Below are 19,427 nucleotides of genomic sequence, written 5' to 3'. Positions count from 1 at the left end.
GTGAAAACGTGGCTATTACCGTAGAGCTGATTGCTCCGATCGCGATGGAAGAAGGCTTGCGCTTTGCGATTCGCGAAGGTGGCCGTACTGTAGGTGCAGGTGTTGTTTCTACCGTAATCGCTTAATCAAAAGGATACAGATAAATGGCTAACCAAAAAATCCGCATCCGTTTGAAAGCTTATGATTACAGCTTGATTGACCGTTCTGCACAAGAAATCGTTGAAACCGCTAAGCGTACCGGTGCCGTAGTAAAAGGTCCGATTCCGCTGCCGACTAAAATCGAACGTTTCAACATTCTGCGTTCACCGCACGTAAACAAAACTTCACGTGAGCAGTTGGAAATCCGTACCCATTTGCGTTTGATGGATATCGTGGATTGGACTGATAAAACCACTGATGCTTTGATGAAGCTTGACCTGCCTGCAGGTGTAGATGTAGAAATTAAAGTTCAATAATCATCAAGTAAGATGAAACAAGTAAACCGGGTTGAAATACCCGGTTTTTTATTGGTATGTAAATGTTATTTTAGAGTTTTGTCGGAAGACCATAGTTGGCAGGTTTGATATGACAGTATGCAGGTTTTTATTTTCAGATGGCATGTTATTAAAAAATACCTATTCACTCATACAATTATATTTTGATTGTTTGGTGATTAATTTCAAACGGTTTTTTCAACCACTTCCAATAACCAACCGAGGGCAAAATCTACTGCTTGTTGGCGAATCTTATCACGATCACCGTTGAAATGTTGTTTGGTAGCAAAAATCCTTTGTTTGGTGGCTAACCCAAACCATACCGTACCGATAGGCTTGGCTTCGCTGCCGCCATCGGGGCCTGCAATGCCGGAGATACTCAGGGAGAAGTCTGCTTTTGCAGCCAGTAATGAGCCGAGAGCCATTTCACGTACGGTTTCTTCACTGACTGCACCAAACATATTTAATGTATCAGCATGAACACCTACCAATTGTTGTTTGGCCTCATTACTGTAAGTGGTGAAACCCATATCAAACCAAGCAGAGCTGCCCGGTAAGCGGGTGAGTTCGGCAGCAAGTAGGCCGCCTGTACACGATTCGGCGCAGGTTACCGTATAGCCGTTAGAGACTAAATTTTCTGTAAGGCGGTATAAGGTAGAACGGCTCATATTTTTTCCTTAATAAATAGTTTTTCAGATGGCCTGAAAATGATCTACTTTTTCCTGGTAGCTTTTTAGTAGGGTAGCCGATCGGTTGAATTGCTCGGATTCCTTTGCGTCCAGAGGTTTGTCAATGACACGTACCGCGCCTAGACGATTGATAACGGCGGGCACGCCGATATAAACACCCTCTTGCCCCATTTCGCCTTGTAGCAGTGTTGAAACGGTCAGCACTACGTTTTGATTATGTAAAATGGCACGAGAGATACGGCTTAGGCCCATAGCTATACCGTAGCAGGTGGCACCTTTGGCTTCGATAATGTCATAAGCGGCATTACGGACATCACGGTGAATACGCTGCATTAATTCTTGGCCGTCGGGTCGGTTTTCAAGTAATTTTTGCAAAGGCATTCCCGCAATGCTGGCCGAACTCCAAGCTGCAATGACGCTGTCGCCATGTTCCCCTATCATGTGGGCATCTACGCTGACGGGGGCGACATCAAAGGCCTGTCCCAAACAATTGCACAAACGGGCGGTATCGAGAATAGTACCCGAACCGATAACTCGTTCTTTTGGTAAGCCGGAAAATTTCCATGTGGCATAAGAAAGTACGTCAACGGGATTAGTGGCGATTAGGAAAATGCCATCGAAACCCAAAGCCATTACTTTGCCGACAATGCTGTAAAATACTTGCAGATTATTCTCGATTAAATCAAGACGGGTTTCTCCCGGGCGTTGCGGTACGCCGGCACAAATGCACACAATATCGGCATCTTCACAATCATCGTAGGTACCGGCAGTGATTTTTACAGGTGTAGCCGCATAGAGGATGCCGTGTTTTAAATCCCGTACTTCGGCACGAACGCGGTTTTCATCTAGATCAATCAGTACCATTTCATCACAGTGCCCTTGGTTGAGCATTGCGAAAGCATAGCTGATGCCGACGGCTCCGGTGCCGATAATTACAACTTTATTGCCGACTTTGCGGATCATGGCTTACCTCCTATTGAGTTTGTTTTTAATATATTGTCGACAGCCGTTTCAGACGGCCTGCCGTTGCGGATGCGTAAATTCAAACAGGTATACTTTTATGGCGTATGCCTTGTTTTTATGTTTGATCAGTCTTTTAAATTATATACCTTTGCCATAGATATTAAGATTTAAATTAGGTTAAAGCTGCCATGAAGAGATGGCGGCAATCTGTTAAAATCCCGATAACACATCATTAAGAGAAAAGAAAATGAATATTCCCGCTATCGAAGCCGCTTTGGCGGCAGTCTCGATTCCAGACAGTAACCGTACGCTCGGCAGTGAAAAAGCGGTTGAGAGCATTGCCGAACATTCAGACGGCCTGTATATCCAATTGCGCTTTGGTTATCCCGTAGGGCATATTGCTGAAGAGTTAGGCAGCCGTATTGAGGCCGCGATTCTGCGGTTGGCAGGTGATGTACCGTTACATTTGGGTATTTCTACTGCTATCGACACTCATAAGGTTCAACCTGGTGTTGCGACGATTAAAGGTGTAAAAAATATTATTGCCGTTGCTTCGGGCAAAGGCGGTGTAGGCAAATCGACGACTACGGCCAATTTGGCTACCGCTATGGCGAAAATGGGTGCACGCGTAGGCGTATTGGATGCGGATTTGTACGGCCCCAGCCAGCCGACTATGTTTGGTGTGGCAGATGGTAAGCCCGATCAGAATGATGGCAAGTTGGTGCCCGTATTGTCGGCAGGCGGTGTACAGGTGATGTCTATCGGCTTTTTGGTAGATACCGATCAGGCAGTCGTTTGGCGTGGTCCTATGCTTTCCCAGGCATTACAGCAGCTTCTGTTTCAAAGCGAATGGGACGATGTGGACTATCTCTTCATCGATTTGCCACCGGGTACCGGTGATGTACAGCTGACTTTATCGCAAAAAATTCCGGTAACCGGTTCGGTAGTGGTAACAACACCGCAGGATATTGCGTTGATTGATGCGAAAAAAGCGGTGGATATGTTCCAAAAAGTGAATATTCCGATTTTCGGAGTGCTGGAAAATATGTCGGTGCATATTTGCAGCCATTGTGGTCACGCCGAAACCATTTTCGGTAGCGATGGCGGTAAGGATTTGGCGGTTAAATTAAATGTACCGCTACTGGGCCAGTTGCCGCTGAGCCTACCCGTACGCGAGGCAATGGATCAAGGTACGGTGCAGGCTTTGTTTGAGCAGCAGCCCGCGATTGCAGAGCTTTATACGCGTGCTGCTTGGCAGGTTGCTTTGGCTGTGGCCGATAAAGGCCGTGACTTCAGCAGCCGTTTCCCTAAAATTGTGGTGGAATAAGTTTGCCTTCACTGTAAAAAATGCCGTCTGAAAAATTTTCAGACGGCATTTTTCATATTGTATACTGGGGTTTATCAAACACCTTGTTTTAGGCTGGCTTCGATAAAACCGTCCAAATCGCCATCAAGCACGGCTTTGGTGTTGCCGACTTCATAACCGGTACGCAAATCTTTGATGCGTGAAGAATCCAAAACATACGAACGGATTTGGCTACCCCAACCCACATCGCTTTTACCGTCTTCCAGTGCTTGTTTTTCCTCATTGCGTTTGCGCATTTCCAGCTCAAACAGTTTGGAACGCAGCATTTCCATCGCTGCCGCTTTGTTGGCGTGTTGAGAACGGTCGTTTTGGCACTGTACGACAATACCGGTCGGTTCGTGGGTGATGCGCACAGCGGAATCGGTTTTGTTAATGTGCTGACCGCCGGCTCCTGATGCGCGGTAGGTGTCGATGCGTAAGTCGGCAGGGTTGATTTCGATTTCGATGCTGTCGTCTACTTCAGGGTAAACGAATACCGATGAAAAAGAAGTGTGGCGTTTGTTGTTGGAATCGAAAGGAGAGTAGCGAACCAAACGGTGTACGCCGGTTTCGGTACGCAGCAGGCCGTAAGCATATTCGCCTTCCAAGCGGATGGTGGCACGGTTGATACCGGCGATTTCACCGTCGTCTTGCTCCAATACCTCTACTTTGAAGCCTTTGCGTTCGGCATAGCGCATGTACATGCGCAGCAGCATGCCTGCCCAGTCTTCGGCTTCGGTACCGCCCGCGCCGGCGGTAATGTCGATAAAGCAATTGTTGGGGTCGGCTGGTTGGTTGAACATACGCTTGAATTCAAGTTCGGCCATTTTGGCTTCGAGTCCGGCTACGTCTTCAACAATGGCGGCAAAGCCTTCGTCATCGCCTTCTTCTACTACCATTTCTACTAATTCGCGGTTGTCTTCGATACCGCTGCCGATGGCATCCAGTGTGAGTACGATGCCTTCTAGGATTTTGCGCTCTTTACCGATTTCTTGGGCTTTTTTCGGATCATTCCACAGTTCGGGATCTTCGGATAGGCCGATTACTTCTTCTAGGCGGTCTTTTTTACCTTGATAATCCATATATTCGCGGATATCGGCACTACGGCGCTCGAGATCGGCAAGCGTGTTGTTGAGCTGGTTGATTACTTCGGCTTCCATAATTGCATTCACTTAAAAATTTAGCTGGCTATTGTACTGGATTTGCACGGTTTTTACTATGAAAATGCCGTCTGAAGGTTTTCAGACGGCATGAAAATCATGAGAGTATTTTTATCGGTTTGCGCTGCTTAACGAGGCTGGTATCGTGCCAAGGCGGCGCGGATTTGCGGTAGAGCGGCTCGCGCGGCATCTTCTCCCAGTTTGATGGCTTGCGTTTTTTGGTCGAAACCGCCGATAGCCCCCAGCTGCTGTACTTTTGGTTTGATAACGACGGTAGCTTTGCCTAATTCTTGGTTAAGTGCGGAAGTGCTCATAATGTTGAGGCTTTGGTCGAGATAGGCGAAAAAGCCCGAACCGGAAAGTTTGGCGGGTTTGGCGGAAATATCGACGGCAATCACCACGTTGGCGCCCATGTTGCGGGCGGCTGTTACGGGTACGGGAGCGGTAAGCCCGCCGTCAACATAGCGGCGGCTGCCGATAACCGTGGGTTGGAACACATTCGGAATACTCACCGAGGCGCGTACGGCTTGGCCGGTATTGCCGGTGTTGAAGGAGACCATACGGCCCGTTTCCAAATCGGTGGCGACGGCGGCAAATTTTTTCGGCAGGTTTTGCATCGGGCGGTTACCGACTTTACGGTTGATGTAGTCTTGCAGTTTTTGCCCGCGGATAAAACCGGTAGTGGATAAGGTCAGATCGACGACATCGGCTTTTTCCAAAATTTCGGCCTCTAATTCGAGACGGTCGGCGCTCATGCCCGAGGCGTACAGGCTGCCGACAACCGCCCCCGCACTGGTGCCGGTAACAATGTCTACGGGAATATTGTTTTGTTGCAATACTTTAATCACGCCGATATGGGCAAAGCCTTTGGATGCTCCGCCACCTAAAGCAAGACCGACGACTGCGCGGGGTTTTGCGGCGGTAGTGGGTTTGTCCGGAGCAGTACGGGTTGTGCCGCAGGCAGCGAGAGTAAGGGCCGTGAGTGCGAGGAGGGCGGTGCGAAATATCATCATGGTACTTTCCGGTGGTTCGCAGGTTGTTCGGATACTGGCATGTGGTTTACCAGCGTTCCCAAATGGTATCTTTGTACGGAGACGGGAAAAGCTGTGGCATGGCAGTTTTGCAGGTTTAGAATTTCTTTTTAGGAGAACAAAATTATAGCGTCTGTTCGGATAACAATCACCTGTGCCGTCTGAAAACATGATGTAAAGAAAAAATGTCAGATTTCAGACGGTAGGGTCAATTGTCGGCGCAAGTATCGCCCTGACGGTACATATCACCGCGTATGGTATAGGCTTACCGTTTTGATGGCGGATCTCTTGGGTAACACCCAAATGGTCGGAATTATGTTTGCGGTAGCTGAAATCGAAGAGATCATCGCCGCATACGGCGCGAAACGAGGCTTCCGTATCACTTTGTTTGACTTGCGATACGGTACAGCCGTCTGATTCCAGAGTTTGAATTTCAGTACGGATATAGTTGCGGCTTTCCGTTTCGCCGATGCACATATTTTCGGTGTCCTTAACATATTCGTTACTGCTTGGCCAGCTGATTTGGTGGGGAAACTGCCAGTTGCCGGGTTGTATTTCAAAAGCATGTGCGGTAATGGCGGCGGGCAGTAGTACAAATAAGAGGGGTGTTGTTAATTTCATGAATGGGCTTTCTTGCCGGATGAAAAATTAAGGCCGTCTGAAAAGACCGGGGAGGGCATTCAGACGGCCTGGGACATTTAGAATCAGTTGTTTCTAATGCGATGCAATACTTCTTCTTTACCGATTAGAGCCAACACGGCATCTACGCTTGGGGTTTTGGCCGTACCGCATACGGCCAGCCGCAGCGGCATACCGAGTTTGCCCATCTTAATGTTTTCGGCCTCGCAGAAAGGTTTGAATAAGTCGTGAATGGCTTCGGGCGTCCACTCGTTCAGGCCTTCGAGTTTTTCGGCAAAGCGCAACATCCGTGCAGGTGCTTCTTCATCCCAGTGTTTGGCAATATCTGCCTCGGCCGGAGTGTCTTTGCGGTAGAAATAAGTACATTCGTCCGCCAGCGTATTGAGGTCTTGGGCGCGGTCTTTTACCAAAGCCAATACATCTTCCAAAGCGGGTTTTGCGGTTTCGTGGATACCGCGTACTGCCAGGCGGGGGGCGACGAGTTCGGCCAAACGGGTGTTCGGCGTAGTTTTGATGTGTTCGCCGTTAATCCAGTAGAGTTTTTTCAAGTCCATGCGGCTGGCCGAGGGTGAAACGTCTTTCAGTTCGAACCATTCGATAAATTGTTGCATAGTGAAAAATTCATCATCACCGTGCGCCCAGCCGAGACGGGCCAGATAGTTAAGCATGGCTTCGGGCAAGATTCCCATTTGGTCGAAATCGGTGATGGCAACGGTATCGCCGCTGCGCTTGGAGATTTTCTTGCCTTGTTCGTTCAGAATCATCGGCAGGTGGGCGTATTGCGGCGGAGTGGTGCCCAAAGCTTTGAGAATGTTGATTTGTTTGGGTGTGTTGTTGACATGGTCGTCGCCGCGGATAACGTGGGTAATGCCCATGTCGTAATCATCGACTACTACGCAGAAGTTATAAGTAGGCGTGCCGTCGGCACGGGCGATGATTAAGTCGTCCAATGCTTCGTTCGGGATAGAAATTTCACCTTTAACCAAATCGTGCCATGTAGTGGTGCCTTCAATCGGGGTTTTGAAGCGTACTACCGGTTCACGGCCTTCGGGTATCGGAGGCAATGTTTTACCGTCTTCGGGGCGCCAGCGGCGGTCGTAAGTGGCGGTGCCTTCTTTTTCGGCTTTTTCACGCATTGCCTCCAGCTCTTCTTTGCTGCAATAGCAGTGATAGGCATGGCCTTGTTCGAGCAGTTGGGCAATTACGGCTTTGTAACGGTCGAAATTTTGTGTTTGGTAAACCACATGGTCGGCATTGTCGTAGTGCAGGCCTACCCAGTTCATGCCGTCTAAAATAACATTTACCGATTCGGCGGTAGAGCGTTCGAGATCGGTATCTTCGATACGCAGCAGAAATTCGCCTTTGTGTTTGCGGGCAAATGCCCATGAAAATAAGGCGGTACGTACACCGCCGATATGCAGGTAGCCGGTGGGGCTGGGGGCAAAACGGGTTTTAACGGTCATGTTTGGAATTCCGGTTCGGTTTCTAAAGGCTTTTATTTTATGCGCTTCAAGGCCGTCTGAAAACCTTTTCAGACGGCCTGGCGCAACTGAAAAATGCTACAATGGACACTTTATCAGAACGACTGTCCGAACATATGAAAAAAGCACCCAAATCATTCGAAGAAGCACTCAAACGTTTGGAAAGCCTGACCCAGGCCATGCAAAGCAGCGAAATGCCGCTGGAAGAAGCGTTGGCGGCCTATCAGGAAGGTAAAGAACTGGTGCAGTATTGCCAGCAGAAGTTGGCTGAAGTCGAGCAAAAATTACAAGTTTTGGATGCGGGCGAGCTAAAGGAGTTGAGCTTAGATGCAAGCGAATGATTTGAAAAGTTGGCAGCAGAAAGCCCAAGCTCAGACGGAGCTGGTGTTGTCGCGTTTGCTGCCCGACGAGAGCCAGACACCTGTCCGGCTGCATGAGGCGATGCGTTATGTGATATTGGGTGGCGGCAAACGATTGAGACCCTTGCTGGTGTTGGCGGCTGCCGAACTGGGCGAGGCTGATGAAACGGCATTGGCGCACGCACTGGCTGCCGTCGAGATGATTCATGTGTATTCGTTGGTGCATGACGACATGCCGGCGATGGATAATGACAGCCTCCGCCGTGGCAAGCCGACCTGTCATGTGCAATATGATGAAGCGACCGCACTTTTGGTGGGGGATGCGTTGCAAACCCAGGCATTCGAGGTATTGAGCCGCCCCAGCGGCTTGGCTCCTGCCCGCCAGTTGCAAATGGTTGCCGTGTTGGCGAAAGCTTCGGGCAGCTTAGGTATGGCGGGCGGCCAAGCGATTGACTTGGCCAATGTTGGCAAAGAGATGGACCAAACCCAATTAGAACAAATGCACGGTTTGAAAACCGGTGCGCTGATTCGTGCCGCGGTGGCACTGGGTGCGCTTTCCTGCCCGGATTTAGATGATGCCGCCTTGGCGCGTTTGGACGAGTACGCGCAAAAACTCGGTTTGGCATTTCAAGTAATAGACGATGTGCTCGATTGTGAGGCCGATACCGTTACATTGGGTAAAACGGCAGGTAAAGATGCGGATGCCGATAAGCCGACTTATGTGAAGCTGATGGGGCTGGTCGAGGCGCGCGCGTATGCGGAAACTTTGGTTGCCGAGGCAGTTGCATTATTGCAGCCGTTTGGCGAGGCAGCTGCCCGTTTGCGCGGGTTGGCCGAATTTGTTACGGCGCGTAAGCATTAAACGCTTTATTTTTGTATCAGTCCAAACGGTTTGTGGCGAGAAAATGCCGTCTGAAAATTAAATTTTCAGACGGCATTTTGTTTTTCAATGATGAAAGGTAAACAAATTTGGTGTGGTATGTTTTTAAATGCCGCGCGGAGGGTTATTCCACCTGCAAGGACTTTAAAACAAGTTGTCCATAACATCCTTAGGTTTTGCCGGAGTTTGGGGGCGGGGAGCCGGTTTTTCGACTGCCTGATTTTGCGGTTGGGGCTTAGGTTCCGCCTTAGGCAAAGGTTCGGGTGTTACGTTTTTGGGTAAAACGGGTATTTCTGCGGGAGTAGCGGCGGTTTGTTCACGATGTTTGGGGTGTTGCTTTGTTCCGCTGTTTCGGGGTTGGGGCGCTACCGCAGTTGGTTGCGGTTGGGAGGTTTCGGTAGCAGATTCGGTACTGTCATTAGTTGCCTGCTCGACAGGGGCTGTGTTTTGATTTGTAGAGGCAGGTGCGACTGCTCCCGGTACAGAATCTTGCGCTCCGCGGGGGGATAAAATTTCTACGGTATTGCTGTTTGCGGTTGGATTTTGTGTGCTGGGCTGATCAGGGGTCTGCATGGTGCGGGCAACGCCGATAACCAAGGCGAGAACCAAAAGGCTTACCAATATGAACGCGGCAAGCAGTAGGTGTTTGGGAGTGAGGCGGAAGCCCGGTTTGGCAGCTTTTTGTTTGGGGTCGGACATTATTGATCTCTATGATGTGCAGGCCGTCTGAAGGTTTCAGACGGCCCTGATATTATTTATTGGTTGAATGTTTCATAAAGGGTAACGACTTTTTGCACGCCTGCGGTAGTGCTGACTTTCTCGGTAACGGCAGCTTGTTCGGCAGGAGTGAGAATCCCCATTACGTAAGTTACGTTGCCATAGGTAACGATTTTAACGCGGCTGGGGATAACACCTTGAATACCGAGTAAGGTGGTGCGGACTTTAGAGGTATTCCAAGTGTCGGCGGCTACATCGTTGAAGGTGCGCGCCTGAGGGGCGATTTCGATATAGTTGTACACTGCTTGGGCGGCTTGCTCGGAGCGGGCGACTTGTTCGACAAACTGTTTTTCGCCTTCGGTCGCTACTTGTCCGAGCAATAGGATATGGCGGTTATAGCTCACGACGGCCAGTTTGGGATCGTAGCCCGTGGTTTGGTTATTTTGCCGCAGATAGGTTTGTGCGGTATTTCTGATGCGGACTTCCATAACGCCGTCGTCTGCCTGTGCACCGGTACTGCGACGGTCGATAGCTGCCGCGCCGCCGAGTGCTGCGCCGCCGAGTGCCGCTCCTACACAGCCGCTAAGGCCTGTGGCCAGCAGTGCGGCTAGAATCAGATTACGGGTATGCGGTAGAAAATTCATGCAAACTTCCTTTCTGGTAGAAATCAATCGGCGGTTTGAAGCCTTTTCGGCCGAGGTTGATACAGTTGTTTTAATGTTTTACGGCTATGCGATCAACCGTAAAGTCGGTAAAGCGGCTTTCTTTTATGCTTCCAGCAGCATGCTGTCGATGCAGTCGCATAAAGCATGGATGAGCAGGATATGCACTTCTTGAATCCGGGCAGTACGTTGGTGGGGTACGTTGAGCAGGATATCATTGTCTTTGAGCATCGCGGCGATTTTACCGCCGTCCCGCCCGGTCAATGCGACAACTTTTATATCGCGCTCGTGTGCCGCTTCTATGGCTTTAATCACGTTGCCCGAGTTGCCCGAGGTGGAAATAGCCAACAGCACATCGCCCGCACGACCTAAAGCGCGCACTTGCTTGCTGAATACTTGGTCGAAACCGTAATCGTTGCCGATGGCGGTGAGGGCGGAAGTATCGGTAGTGAGGGCGATGGCGGCCAGCTCCATGCGCTCTTGCTCGAAACGGCCCGTCATCTCGGCGGCAAAGTGTTGCGCGTCGCCTGCCGAACCGCCGTTGCCGCAAGCGAGGATTTTGCCGTCTTCCATCAGGCATTGGAGCATCATTTCGGCGGCGAGCGCCGTCGGTTCGCTCAATACTTCGGCGGCTTGCTGTTTGGTTTCGATACTTTGTGCGAAATGTGCGGCTACGCGTTCGGTCAGATTCATTTAACTGATTATCCTGTAAGGTTTTTTACCCATAAAGGCGGGTTGCTGCCTTCGATTAAGACCGCATCCAGGCGGCAGGGCGTATTGCTCAGATGCTGTGTTTGCAGATAATGTTCCGCACTGCGGTGCAGTTTGGCCAGCTTGGACGGCGTGATGCTGTGGGCAGCCCCGCCGTAAGTCGGCTTCTGGCGGTATTTTACTTCAACAAACAAAATTGTGTTACCGCTTTTGACTATCAAGTCGATTTCGCCAAAAGGGCAATGCCAGTTGCGCGCCAGTAGTTTGCAGCCTTGGGCTTGTAAAAATGCCAGTGCGGCGTCTTCTCCCGCCCGGCCTTGTTTGTGGTTTAAGCGCATAACAATCCCCGTTATAATTAAGGCCTTTCAGACGGCCTGTTTATTCTTATGCAAAAACACTATCAAAAAGCCTGCGACAGTATTATGTCGGGAACATTATACGTGGTGGCTACACCTATCGGCAATTTGGCCGACATTACCTTGCGTGCGTTGGCTGTATTGGGGCGGGCGGATTTGGTTTGCGCCGAGGATACGCGAGTGACCGCCCAACTTTTGAGTGCATATCAGATTCAGGCTAAATTGCTGAGTGTGCGCGAACACAACGAGCAGCAGATGGCCGATAGAATCATTGCCGAGTTGGCTGCGGGCAAGGTGGTCGCCCAAGTGAGCGATGCGGGTACGCCCGCCGTGTGTGATCCGGGTGCCAAGCTGGCTGCGCGGGTGCGAGAAGCCGGTTATAGAGTTGTGCCTGTTGCCGGAGCCAGTGCGGTGATGGCGGCATTGAGTGTGGCGGGGGTGAGCGAGCCGGATTTTTATTTCAATGGTTTTCTGCCGCCCAAGGCGGGAGAGCGTCAAAGACTATTGGCTTCTTGGGCTGAAGCGGATTATCCAGTCGTGATGTTTGAAACGCCCCACAGGATTGAAGCGGCTTTAGCTGAAATGGCCGCACTTTTCCCCGAGCGAGGGCTTTTGCTGGCGCGGGAAATATCCAAAACATTCGAAACTTTTTTAAGCGGTTCGGTAGTGGAAGTGCGGGATATGTTGAAAGCCGATAGCAATCAAAGCCGTGGTGAGATGGTGTTGATTCTGCATCCCGCACAGGTGGTGAAACATAGTGATTTGCCCGAAGCGGCACAACAGGTGATGAAGGTATTGGCTGCGGAGCTGCCGACCAAGCAGGCTGCCGATTTGGCTGCCAAAATTACGGGCGAAAGCAAAAAGGCGCTGTACGATTTGGCGTTGACTTGGAAAAATCATTGATACGGCGGCCTGATAATAGTTGATAGGTTGTTTGATAAAAATGCCGTCTGAACGTGGTTTCAGACGGCATTATTTATTTTTATCTTATGGTTGAAAGCAGAAGGTTTTACAGAGCTTTAAAGGCTGAAATGCTTGGATACCCAACCGATAATTTCGGCAGCTACTTCTTCGGGGCCGCCCGGATTACCAATGCGTATCCCCTCTTCATCGGCATCCAGTTCTTCTAAAATATCCAATTGCGATTGCAGCATATCCGCCTTCATATAATGGCCTTTTCGAGCCAACATACGTTCTAGGTTGATTTGGTGGGGCGGGGCAAGATGGATAAATACCACTCTGCCTTCGGCTTCGCGTAGGATGTCGCGGTATTTGCGCTTGAGTGCCGAACAGGTTACGACACTGTGGCTTGCTCCTTCGCGGCTTTGGCCGCTCATCCAGTCGCGTAGATTGCCTAACCAAGGGTAACGGTCTTCATCAGTGAGCGGAATGCCGTTGCCCATTTTGTCGCGGTTGGCCTGGGTATGGAAATCGTCGCCTTCCGCATACGCACAGTTGAAATATTTTTGCAGGGCTTGGGCCGCGGTGGTTTTACCGCAGCCGCACACGCCCATCACCACAAAATGTACGGTTTGTCCGTTCATGGCGGCTGTCCTTCGAATAAGTTATAAGATACTGAATGCGAGTGCGGAAAGGGCGAAGCCTACAATGGCAATCAGGGCTTGGTTTACCGTCCAGGTTTTCAGGGTAGTAGGCACATCCATATTCAGCAGCCGGCCTACCAGCCAGAAACCGGAGTCATTCACATGGCTGGCGAATACCGAGCCGGCAGCAGTTGCCAATACCACGCAGGCCAATTGCCAATCGCTGTAACCGGCAGCGGCAACGGCCGGAGCCATCAGAGCCGCGGCAGTTGTTAAAGCGACGGTAGCCGAACCTTGTGCGACACGTAATACCAAGGCAACCAAAAAGCAGCCGAGCAATACGGGAATACCCATGTCGGCCATGCTGTCGGCCAAGGCTTTGCCGATACCTGATGCACGCAATACGCCGCCGAACATGCCGCCCGCACCGGTAATCAGAATTACCGAGCAAACAGGAGCCAGTGCGCCGTCAATGGTTTTTTCCAAAGCAGAAGCCTGCTCGCCGCGTTTGCGCCCCAATACATACATGGCAACCAATACCGAAATCAACAATGCGATTGGGGTCGAACCGATCATGCGCAGCGCCTGTACCCAAGTTTCGTCTGCGCTGACTACTTTTTCACTGATTAAGGTGGCCAAGCCGGTATTCATAAAAATCAGCAGCATCGGAATCAGCATAATGCCGATGACAGTACCCGCTTTGGCGGGTTGTTTCGGTTGGTCGTTATCTTGTGCGCCGCCGCTGAGTAAATCCGGTACGGGTACATGGATGCGTTTGCTTAAGAATTGGCCGAGCAGATAACCGCTCACGTACCAAGTAATTACAGCCAACGGCAAACCGAGTAACAATACTTGGCCGACACCTGCACCGTAAAATTCACCGGCGGCAATCGGGCCCGGATGCGGCGGCAGGAAAACGTGCATTACCGAAAAAGCACCGATAGACGATAATCCGTAAGCCAATACGGGTGCTTTCATACGGCGTGCGGTTGCGAAAACGATAGGCAGCATGACTACCAAACCGGCGTCGAAGAAAATCGGAAAACCGAAAATCAAAGAGGCGATACCCAGAGCAAAGGGAGCGCGCTTTTCACCAAACATACGCACCAAAGCATCTGCCAACGATTGTGCGCCGCCCGATGTTTCGACCAGGCGGCCGAGCATCGCGCCTAACCCGACCAATATCGCCACATTGCCCAGTGTGCCGCCGAAGCTTTTAATCAAAACGTCGTTAACGATACTGCCCATGGGGAGGCCTGTTGCGATGGCGGTTATCAGGCTGACTAAAACCATCGTCAGCAGCGCATGCACGCGGAATTTTATGATCAGCACTAAAATCAGTGCGATGGCGGCAGCGGCAATCCCTAATAAAGGGCCGGTGCCCAAAGTTTGGGTCCAGTTGTCCATAAGTTACTCCTGTATGATGTTTGATAACGGAAATCTCTTTAGGAAAATATCCGAAGTTCTGTATATGATTGATTTTGGTTTACAGTAGATTTCGGAATGTAGCGGAATGTAACTGTACTTTATCAGTTGTGCAAATAATGATTCTGACTTGTGTCAAAATTGAATTTATTTTTAACAATTTGATAGATATAAAAAATAAAATGCGTTAAATGTAATTTTTAACGCATTTTATTTCATAGTGATGTATTTTTTTGTAAGAAATATTTAGGTTTTCTCAGCCTTCAGACGGCCTTGGCGGTGCGCCGGCGGGTTGTTTGAAGCGGTTGTAAGAAAAGAGATATTGCTCCGGAAATCGGTGTATCCACGCTTCGACATTATCGTTAATCAGTTGTACATCGTTTTCTGTTTGACCGCTGAGTGCGCCTTGCAAAGGTTCGATATGTAAGGCAAAGCCGTCTCCGTTGGGAAGGCGCTCGCCGCAAAAAAACAAAGTGGCCACATTGCTCACATTGGCTAATTTGGCCGCCAGCGTCATGGTGTAGGCTTCGCGGTTGAAAAAACGGGCCCAAATACCGTCACCGCCGCCTGGTACTTGGTCGGGTAGAACGATGGTAGCTTCTGCCGAGCGCAAAGCTTTTACGATCTGCTTTACCCCCTGCATATTGGCCGGTGCGGTACGGCCGTTGTCACGCACCCGACCTGCATTCATGATTTCGCCCAGCCACTCGATTTTGGGCGGGCGGTACATGGCGGTTAAAGGGAACGGCAGGTGTTGGCTGATATAGCGTCCGGCCAAATCATAGCTGCCCAAATGAGGCGTAATTAAAAGCAGCCCTTTGCCCGCATTCAAGGCCGTCTGAATATGTTCCCAGCCGTACACTTCTTTAAACAATCCCGCAATTTCTTCGCTCGGGCGAGTCCAAGCGATCGGCAGTTCCAAACCGCCTTTCATGGTTTCCCGACAAACCGCTTTAATCAGCGTGTCGGTATTTGTGTTGTCTGTTATAATTCCAGCCGATTGAATGTTCTCGCGGATCCGTGCGCGCAGTTTCGGCTGGGTGTGATAGGCCAAAGTGCCGATAAGGTTGCCCATATGGTGCAGCAGAGGCAGCGGAATGGCGGCGATGAAGCGGAACAGCAAGGATATGATTTTTTGCATGGCGGTATATTATTCGGATAAGCATCAGGCTTATTTTAGCAAAGCCCGCCGACCAACCGCGAGAAAATACATGAGCGAATTTTTATTTACTTCCGAATCGGTTTCCGAAGGCCATCCCGATAAAGTGGCCGACCAAATTTCCGATGCCATTTTGGATGCCATTCTGAGCCAGGATCCGACCGCACGTGTGGCGGCGGAAACGTTGGTTAATACTGGTTTGTGCGTGCTGGCGGGCGAAGTCAGCACCACTGCCCATGTCAACTATATCCAAGTGGCGCGCGAAACCATCAAGCGTATCGGTTACAACAGCTCCGAAATGGGTTTTGATGCAGAGGGTTGCGCCGTTATGGTGTGCTACGACGAGCAATCTCCCGATATCGCCCAAGGCGTAAATGAAGGCGAAGGTGTGGATTTGGATATGGGTGCGGGCGACCAAGGCCTGATGTTCGGCTATGCCTGCGACGAAACTCCCGCACTGATGCCGTTTGCCATCTACTACGCCCACCGTTTGATGCAACGCCAAAGCGAAGTCCGCAAAGACGGCCGTTTGCCATGGTTACGTCCGGATGCCAAAGCACAGCTGACTTGCGTATACGATGCAGAAACAGGCAAAGTAAAACGTATCGATACGGTGGTGTTGTCTACCCAGCACGAGCCGCATATCGAGCGCGACGAGCTGATCGAAGCCGTAAAAGAGCATATCATCAAGCCGGTATTGCCGGCGGAAATGCTGACCGAAGACACTAAATATCTGATTAACCCGACAGGCCGTTTCGTGATTGGCGGACCGCAAGGCGATTGTGGTCTGACAGGCCGTAAAATTATTGTGGATACCTATGGTGGAGCCGCACCGCACGGCGGCGGCGCATTCTCGGGCAAAGATCCTACCAAGGTAGACCGTTCTGCCGCTTATGCATGCCGTTACGTAGCGAAAAACATTGTAGCCGCAGGTTTGGCCGACCAATGCCAGATTCAGATTTCTTACGCGATCGGTATCGCTCAACCGACCTCTATTGCCATCGATACTTTCGGTACCGGCAAAATTTCGGAAGAGAAACTGATTAATCTGGTCCGCGAACACTTTGATTTGCGGCCGAAGGGCATCATCCAAATGCTCGACCTGCAACGTCCGATTTATAGCAAAACCGCTGCTTACGGCCACTTTGGCCGTGAAGAACCGGAATTCACTTGGGAGCGCACCGATAAGGCTGCCGCATTAAAAGCGGCGGCGGGCTTGTAATACATTATCCTGAGAGGTGTGCGGCGGTACATGATTGAATGTACCGCCGCTTTTTCTATTGGGTAAATATCCTGATGGCTGATTGGTAATAAACATATAAGGCCGTCTGAAAGCTTAAACAGATATGTTTACAAAAAACTTTCCGTGTAGATAGCAGATGAACAGGCCGGTGCCGGCAGAGATGCGCTGCCCGTATCATGCGTTTCTTATCCGATTGGATTTTGGAAATTTCCTTCAAAGTTTCCTAAAGGTTTCCTACTGTTTGGCCCTGCAAGTTTTCAGACGGCATTGGGGAACAATGTTAAAATAGCCGTTTATTTGCCATCTAGTTCAGACGGCCAGTCTGTTTATCCGAATGCTCACCGATCTCGAAAAAAACGCTATCCGCGACCACTATCAAAATATCGGCAAAAATCTGCCCAATTTCCGTCCGCGTGCCTCACAGCGGCAGATGATCGCCGCTATTGCCAATGCTTTTTCACGCAGCAAAAGCCGTGTCGAAGGTGAAGAGGTACCCAAGCGGGAGGGGGAGAGTATCGCCGTGATCGAGGGGCCGACAGGCGTCGGAAAAAGTTTGGCTTATCTTTTGGCCGGCGGCATTATGGCGCAAACACGGGGTAAGCGGCTGATCGTGTCCAGTGCTACTGTTGCATTGCAAGAGCAGCTGGTAGACCGTGATTTGCCGTTTTTGGTAGAGCATTCCGGCTTGGAAATGAGTTTTGCGTTGGCCAAAGGCCGTGGGCGTTATCTTTGCCCTTACAAGCTTTACCAGCTCACCCAAAGCAATGCCCAGCAGAACCTGCTTGGCTTTGAAGAAGCGCCGGCAGTTTTGTGGGATAGCAAACCCAAGCCCGAAGAATTGGCATTGTTGCGTGATATGGCCGACCGTTTTGCCGCCCGCAGTTTCAACGGCGACCGTGACAGTTGGCCTGAAAAAATAGATGACACTGTTTGGTTTAAAGTCACTAACGACCGTCACGGCTGTTTGAAAGCTGCTTGCCCTAACCGTGCGGAATGCCCGTTTTACCTGGCGCGCGAAGTATTGGAAACCGTAGATGTAGTCGTAGCTAACCACGACTTGCTGCTTTCCGATATCGGTATGGGCGGCGGCGTGATTCTGCCCGCGCCGGAAAACAGTTTTTACTGTATCGATGAGGCGCACCATCTGCCTAAAAAAGCCCTCAGTCAGTTTGCCGCCGAGCATTCGTGGAACACCGCCGCGTGGACTTTGGAAAAATTACCGGCCCTCACCGGCAAAATAGCCATGGTGACGGATAAAGCGGAAATGGCGAATTTGGCCGACGAAGCGGCAGCCGCTTTATTGGAAAGTTTGCACGAATGGCAATACCACTTGGGAGACGAGCCTGATTTGATGCCGTCTGAAAACAACGAATCCATTTGGTTGTGGCAGGACGGTAAGATTCCCGAATCGTTAGAGTTGTTGGTTTCCAATACCGCCATGGCCGCACGCAGTTTGCTCAAACATCTTTACGGGTTGAATGATGCTCTTGCCGCTTCCCGCCGCGATAAAGAGCAAGACGGCGCGCTGATAGACCGTTTAAGCGGCGAGTTCGGTATGTTTGTGGCGCGTGCCGAACAAATCAGTGCCGTATGGGATTTGATGGCAACCGTGCCTGCCGAAGGCGAAGAACCGTTGGCCAAATGGGTGAGCCGTTCGACGGGCGAGAAAAATGATTATATCTTCAATGCCAGCCCTATCAGCAGTGCCAGTCATTTGGCCAATTGCTTGTGGCGTCGTGCAGCCGGAGCGGTGCTGACTTCAGCCACCTTGCAATCATTGGGTAATTTCAACCTGATTATGCGTCAAACCGGATTGCAGTGGCTGCCTGAAACGACCACCTTGGCACTGCCCAGCCCGTTTGATTTCGATGCCCAAGGCGAATTGTATATCCCACCGCTGTCCGCTAGCCCGAAAGATCCGGCCGCCCATACCGATGAAATTGTCGAATGGCTACCGAAGCTGATTTCTCTCGAAGAGCCCATTGGTACGCTGGTGTTGTTTGGTTCGCGCCGGCAAATGCAAGATGTCGCTTTGCGTTTGCCTGCCGATTATCTGCCGCTGTTGTTGGTACAGGGTGAGCTTTCCAAAGCCGTTTTACTACAAAAGCATTACGAAGCGATTGAGGCCGGGCGGCCCAGCATTATTTTCGGGTTAGACAGTTTTGCAGAGGGGCTTGATTTGCCCGGTGAGGCTTGTGTGCAGGTGGTGATTGCCAAGTTGCCGTTTTCCATGCCCGATAATCCCATTGAGAAAACCCAAAGCCGTTGGATTGAGCAGCGCGGAGGCAATCCGTTTATCGAAATTACCGTACCTGAAGCGAGTATCAAGCTGGTGCAGGCGGTAGGCCGCTTGATTCGCACAGAAAGCGACTATGGAAGGGTGACTATATTGGATAACCGTGTGCGCACACAGCGTTACGGTAAGCAGTTATTGGCGTGTTTGCCGCCGTTTAAGCGTATCGGATGACTATCTTATCCCTAATGATATTGATGTTAGCGTAGTATCTGGAAAACAAATGCCGTCTGAAAAATCTTTCAGACGGCATTTGTTTTCTGTATTAGGAATGTTTGGAGAGTATTAAATAATTAA

The 19,427-nt window shown here is 50.5% G+C and carries 20 protein-coding genes and 1 pseudogene; 8 read left to right on the top strand and 13 right to left on the bottom strand.

The features are described from left to right. Together ACEPPX_RS08035 and rpsJ are read left to right on the top strand one after the other, a co-directional pair. Positions 1 to 125 (top strand): annotated as a pseudogene (locus ACEPPX_RS08035) (elongation factor Tu); the annotation flags it as partial. 18 nt (positions 126 to 143) lie between these two features. Then, positions 144 to 455, top strand: coding sequence for a 30S ribosomal protein S10 (gene rpsJ, locus ACEPPX_RS08030; protein WP_002642322.1), 312 nt, complete (start codon positions 144 to 146; stop codon positions 453 to 455). Between the two features lie 203 nt (positions 456 to 658). Here rpsJ and ACEPPX_RS08025 read toward each other — a convergent pair whose 3' ends face one another. After that, positions 659 to 1,141 carry a CinA family protein gene (locus tag ACEPPX_RS08025; RefSeq protein WP_416623599.1) on the bottom strand — a complete coding sequence of 161 codons (483 nt, stop codon included), beginning with the start codon at positions 1,139 to 1,141 and terminating at the stop codon, positions 659 to 661. Positions 1,142 to 1,165: 24 nt separating this feature from the next. Beyond that, positions 1,166 to 2,122, bottom strand: coding sequence for an L-lactate dehydrogenase (locus ACEPPX_RS08020; protein ID WP_416623605.1), 957 nt, complete (start codon positions 2,120 to 2,122; stop codon positions 1,166 to 1,168). Positions 2,123 to 2,372: 250 nt separating this feature from the next. Here ACEPPX_RS08020 and apbC point away from each other — a divergent pair, with 250 nt between their 5' ends. Next, positions 2,373 to 3,452 (top strand): iron-sulfur cluster carrier protein ApbC, encoded by a 1,080-nt coding sequence (gene apbC, locus ACEPPX_RS08015; protein WP_416623598.1) that lies wholly within the window; start codon positions 2,373 to 2,375, stop codon positions 3,450 to 3,452. 74 nt (positions 3,453 to 3,526) lie between these two features. Here apbC and prfB read toward each other — a convergent pair whose 3' ends face one another. The 4 genes from prfB to gltX form a co-directional block, all read right to left on the bottom strand. Beyond that, positions 3,527 to 4,630: a peptide chain release factor 2 gene (gene prfB, locus ACEPPX_RS08010; RefSeq protein ID WP_047761076.1), complete on the bottom strand. Its 1,104-nt coding sequence runs from the start codon at positions 4,628 to 4,630 to the stop codon at positions 3,527 to 3,529. 128 nt (positions 4,631 to 4,758) lie between these two features. Continuing rightward, positions 4,759 to 5,643, bottom strand: coding sequence for a patatin-like phospholipase family protein (locus tag ACEPPX_RS08005; protein WP_416623597.1), 885 nt, complete (start codon positions 5,641 to 5,643; stop codon positions 4,759 to 4,761). Positions 5,644 to 5,856: 213 nt separating this feature from the next. After that, on the bottom strand, positions 5,857 to 6,282 hold the full coding sequence (locus ACEPPX_RS08000; protein ID WP_416623596.1) for a DUF3617 domain-containing protein: 426 nt from the start codon (positions 6,280 to 6,282) through the stop codon (positions 5,857 to 5,859). An 83-nt stretch (positions 6,283 to 6,365) separates the two neighbouring features. After that, the gene (gene gltX / locus ACEPPX_RS07995; protein ID WP_416623595.1) at positions 6,366 to 7,763 is read right to left on the bottom strand and encodes a glutamate--tRNA ligase; all 1,398 of its coding nucleotides are present in this window, start codon (positions 7,761 to 7,763) and stop codon (positions 6,366 to 6,368) included. Positions 7,764 to 7,897: 134 nt separating this feature from the next. On the opposite strand from gltX, the gene ACEPPX_RS07990 reads away from it, so the two are divergent. Both ACEPPX_RS07990 and ACEPPX_RS07985 read left to right on the top strand, forming a co-directional pair. Beyond that, entirely contained in the window at positions 7,898 to 8,122 is a 225-nt protein-coding gene (locus ACEPPX_RS07990; RefSeq protein ID WP_047761085.1) for an exodeoxyribonuclease VII small subunit, read from the top strand. Next, positions 8,109 to 9,002: a polyprenyl synthetase family protein gene (locus ACEPPX_RS07985; RefSeq protein WP_416623594.1), complete on the top strand. Its 894-nt coding sequence runs from the start codon at positions 8,109 to 8,111 to the stop codon at positions 9,000 to 9,002. The genes ACEPPX_RS07990 and ACEPPX_RS07985 overlap by 14 nt, the downstream gene beginning before the upstream one ends. A gap of 162 nt (positions 9,003 to 9,164) precedes the next feature. Here ACEPPX_RS07985 and ACEPPX_RS07980 read toward each other — a convergent pair whose 3' ends face one another. The 4 genes from ACEPPX_RS07980 to ACEPPX_RS07965 form a co-directional block, all read right to left on the bottom strand. Continuing rightward, positions 9,165 to 9,719 (bottom strand): hypothetical protein, encoded by a 555-nt coding sequence (locus tag ACEPPX_RS07980; protein WP_416623593.1) that lies wholly within the window; start codon positions 9,717 to 9,719, stop codon positions 9,165 to 9,167. A 56-nt stretch (positions 9,720 to 9,775) separates the two neighbouring features. Further along, positions 9,776 to 10,381, bottom strand: coding sequence for a BON domain-containing protein (locus ACEPPX_RS07975; RefSeq protein WP_047761071.1), 606 nt, complete (start codon positions 10,379 to 10,381; stop codon positions 9,776 to 9,778). A gap of 123 nt (positions 10,382 to 10,504) precedes the next feature. Continuing rightward, the gene (locus tag ACEPPX_RS07970; protein ID WP_047761070.1) at positions 10,505 to 11,092 is read right to left on the bottom strand and encodes a phosphoheptose isomerase; all 588 of its coding nucleotides are present in this window, start codon (positions 11,090 to 11,092) and stop codon (positions 10,505 to 10,507) included. Positions 11,093 to 11,100: 8 nt separating this feature from the next. Continuing rightward, positions 11,101 to 11,448, bottom strand: a complete 348-nt coding sequence (locus tag ACEPPX_RS07965; RefSeq protein ID WP_047761069.1) for a YraN family protein — start codon at positions 11,446 to 11,448, stop codon at positions 11,101 to 11,103. 48 nt (positions 11,449 to 11,496) lie between these two features. On the opposite strand from ACEPPX_RS07965, the gene rsmI reads away from it, so the two are divergent. Beyond that, positions 11,497 to 12,369, top strand: coding sequence for a 16S rRNA (cytidine(1402)-2'-O)-methyltransferase (rsmI, locus tag ACEPPX_RS07960; RefSeq protein ID WP_416623592.1), 873 nt, complete (start codon positions 11,497 to 11,499; stop codon positions 12,367 to 12,369). 116 nt (positions 12,370 to 12,485) lie between these two features. Here rsmI and ACEPPX_RS07955 read toward each other — a convergent pair whose 3' ends face one another. From ACEPPX_RS07955 to ACEPPX_RS07945, 3 genes are all read right to left on the bottom strand, one after another. Next, a complete protein-coding gene (locus ACEPPX_RS07955) occupies positions 12,486 to 13,010 on the bottom strand; it encodes a gluconokinase (RefSeq protein WP_416623591.1) in 525 nt (174 codons plus the stop codon). A 21-nt stretch (positions 13,011 to 13,031) separates the two neighbouring features. Continuing rightward, positions 13,032 to 14,417, bottom strand: a complete 1,386-nt coding sequence (locus tag ACEPPX_RS07950; protein WP_416623590.1) for a GntP family permease — start codon at positions 14,415 to 14,417, stop codon at positions 13,032 to 13,034. A 274-nt stretch (positions 14,418 to 14,691) separates the two neighbouring features. After that, positions 14,692 to 15,576, bottom strand: coding sequence for a lysophospholipid acyltransferase family protein (locus tag ACEPPX_RS07945; RefSeq protein WP_416623589.1), 885 nt, complete (start codon positions 15,574 to 15,576; stop codon positions 14,692 to 14,694). 70 nt (positions 15,577 to 15,646) lie between these two features. On the opposite strand from ACEPPX_RS07945, the gene metK reads away from it, so the two are divergent. Next, on the top strand, positions 15,647 to 16,816 hold the full coding sequence (metK, locus tag ACEPPX_RS07940) for a methionine adenosyltransferase (RefSeq protein ID WP_416623588.1): 1,170 nt from the start codon (positions 15,647 to 15,649) through the stop codon (positions 16,814 to 16,816). Positions 16,817 to 17,171: 355 nt separating this feature from the next. Further along, a complete protein-coding gene (dinG, locus tag ACEPPX_RS07935) occupies positions 17,172 to 19,304 on the top strand; it encodes an ATP-dependent DNA helicase DinG (protein WP_416623587.1) in 2,133 nt (710 codons plus the stop codon). Positions 19,305 to 19,427 lie beyond the last annotated feature (123 nt).

Source organism: Neisseria sp. S1 (assembly GCF_048060015.1).
GTDB classification, from domain to species: domain Bacteria; phylum Pseudomonadota; class Gammaproteobacteria; order Burkholderiales; family Neisseriaceae; genus Neisseria; species Neisseria arctica.
Note: the sequence above shows the minus strand (reverse complement) of the source record. Positions and strands in the feature narration are given on the sequence as shown.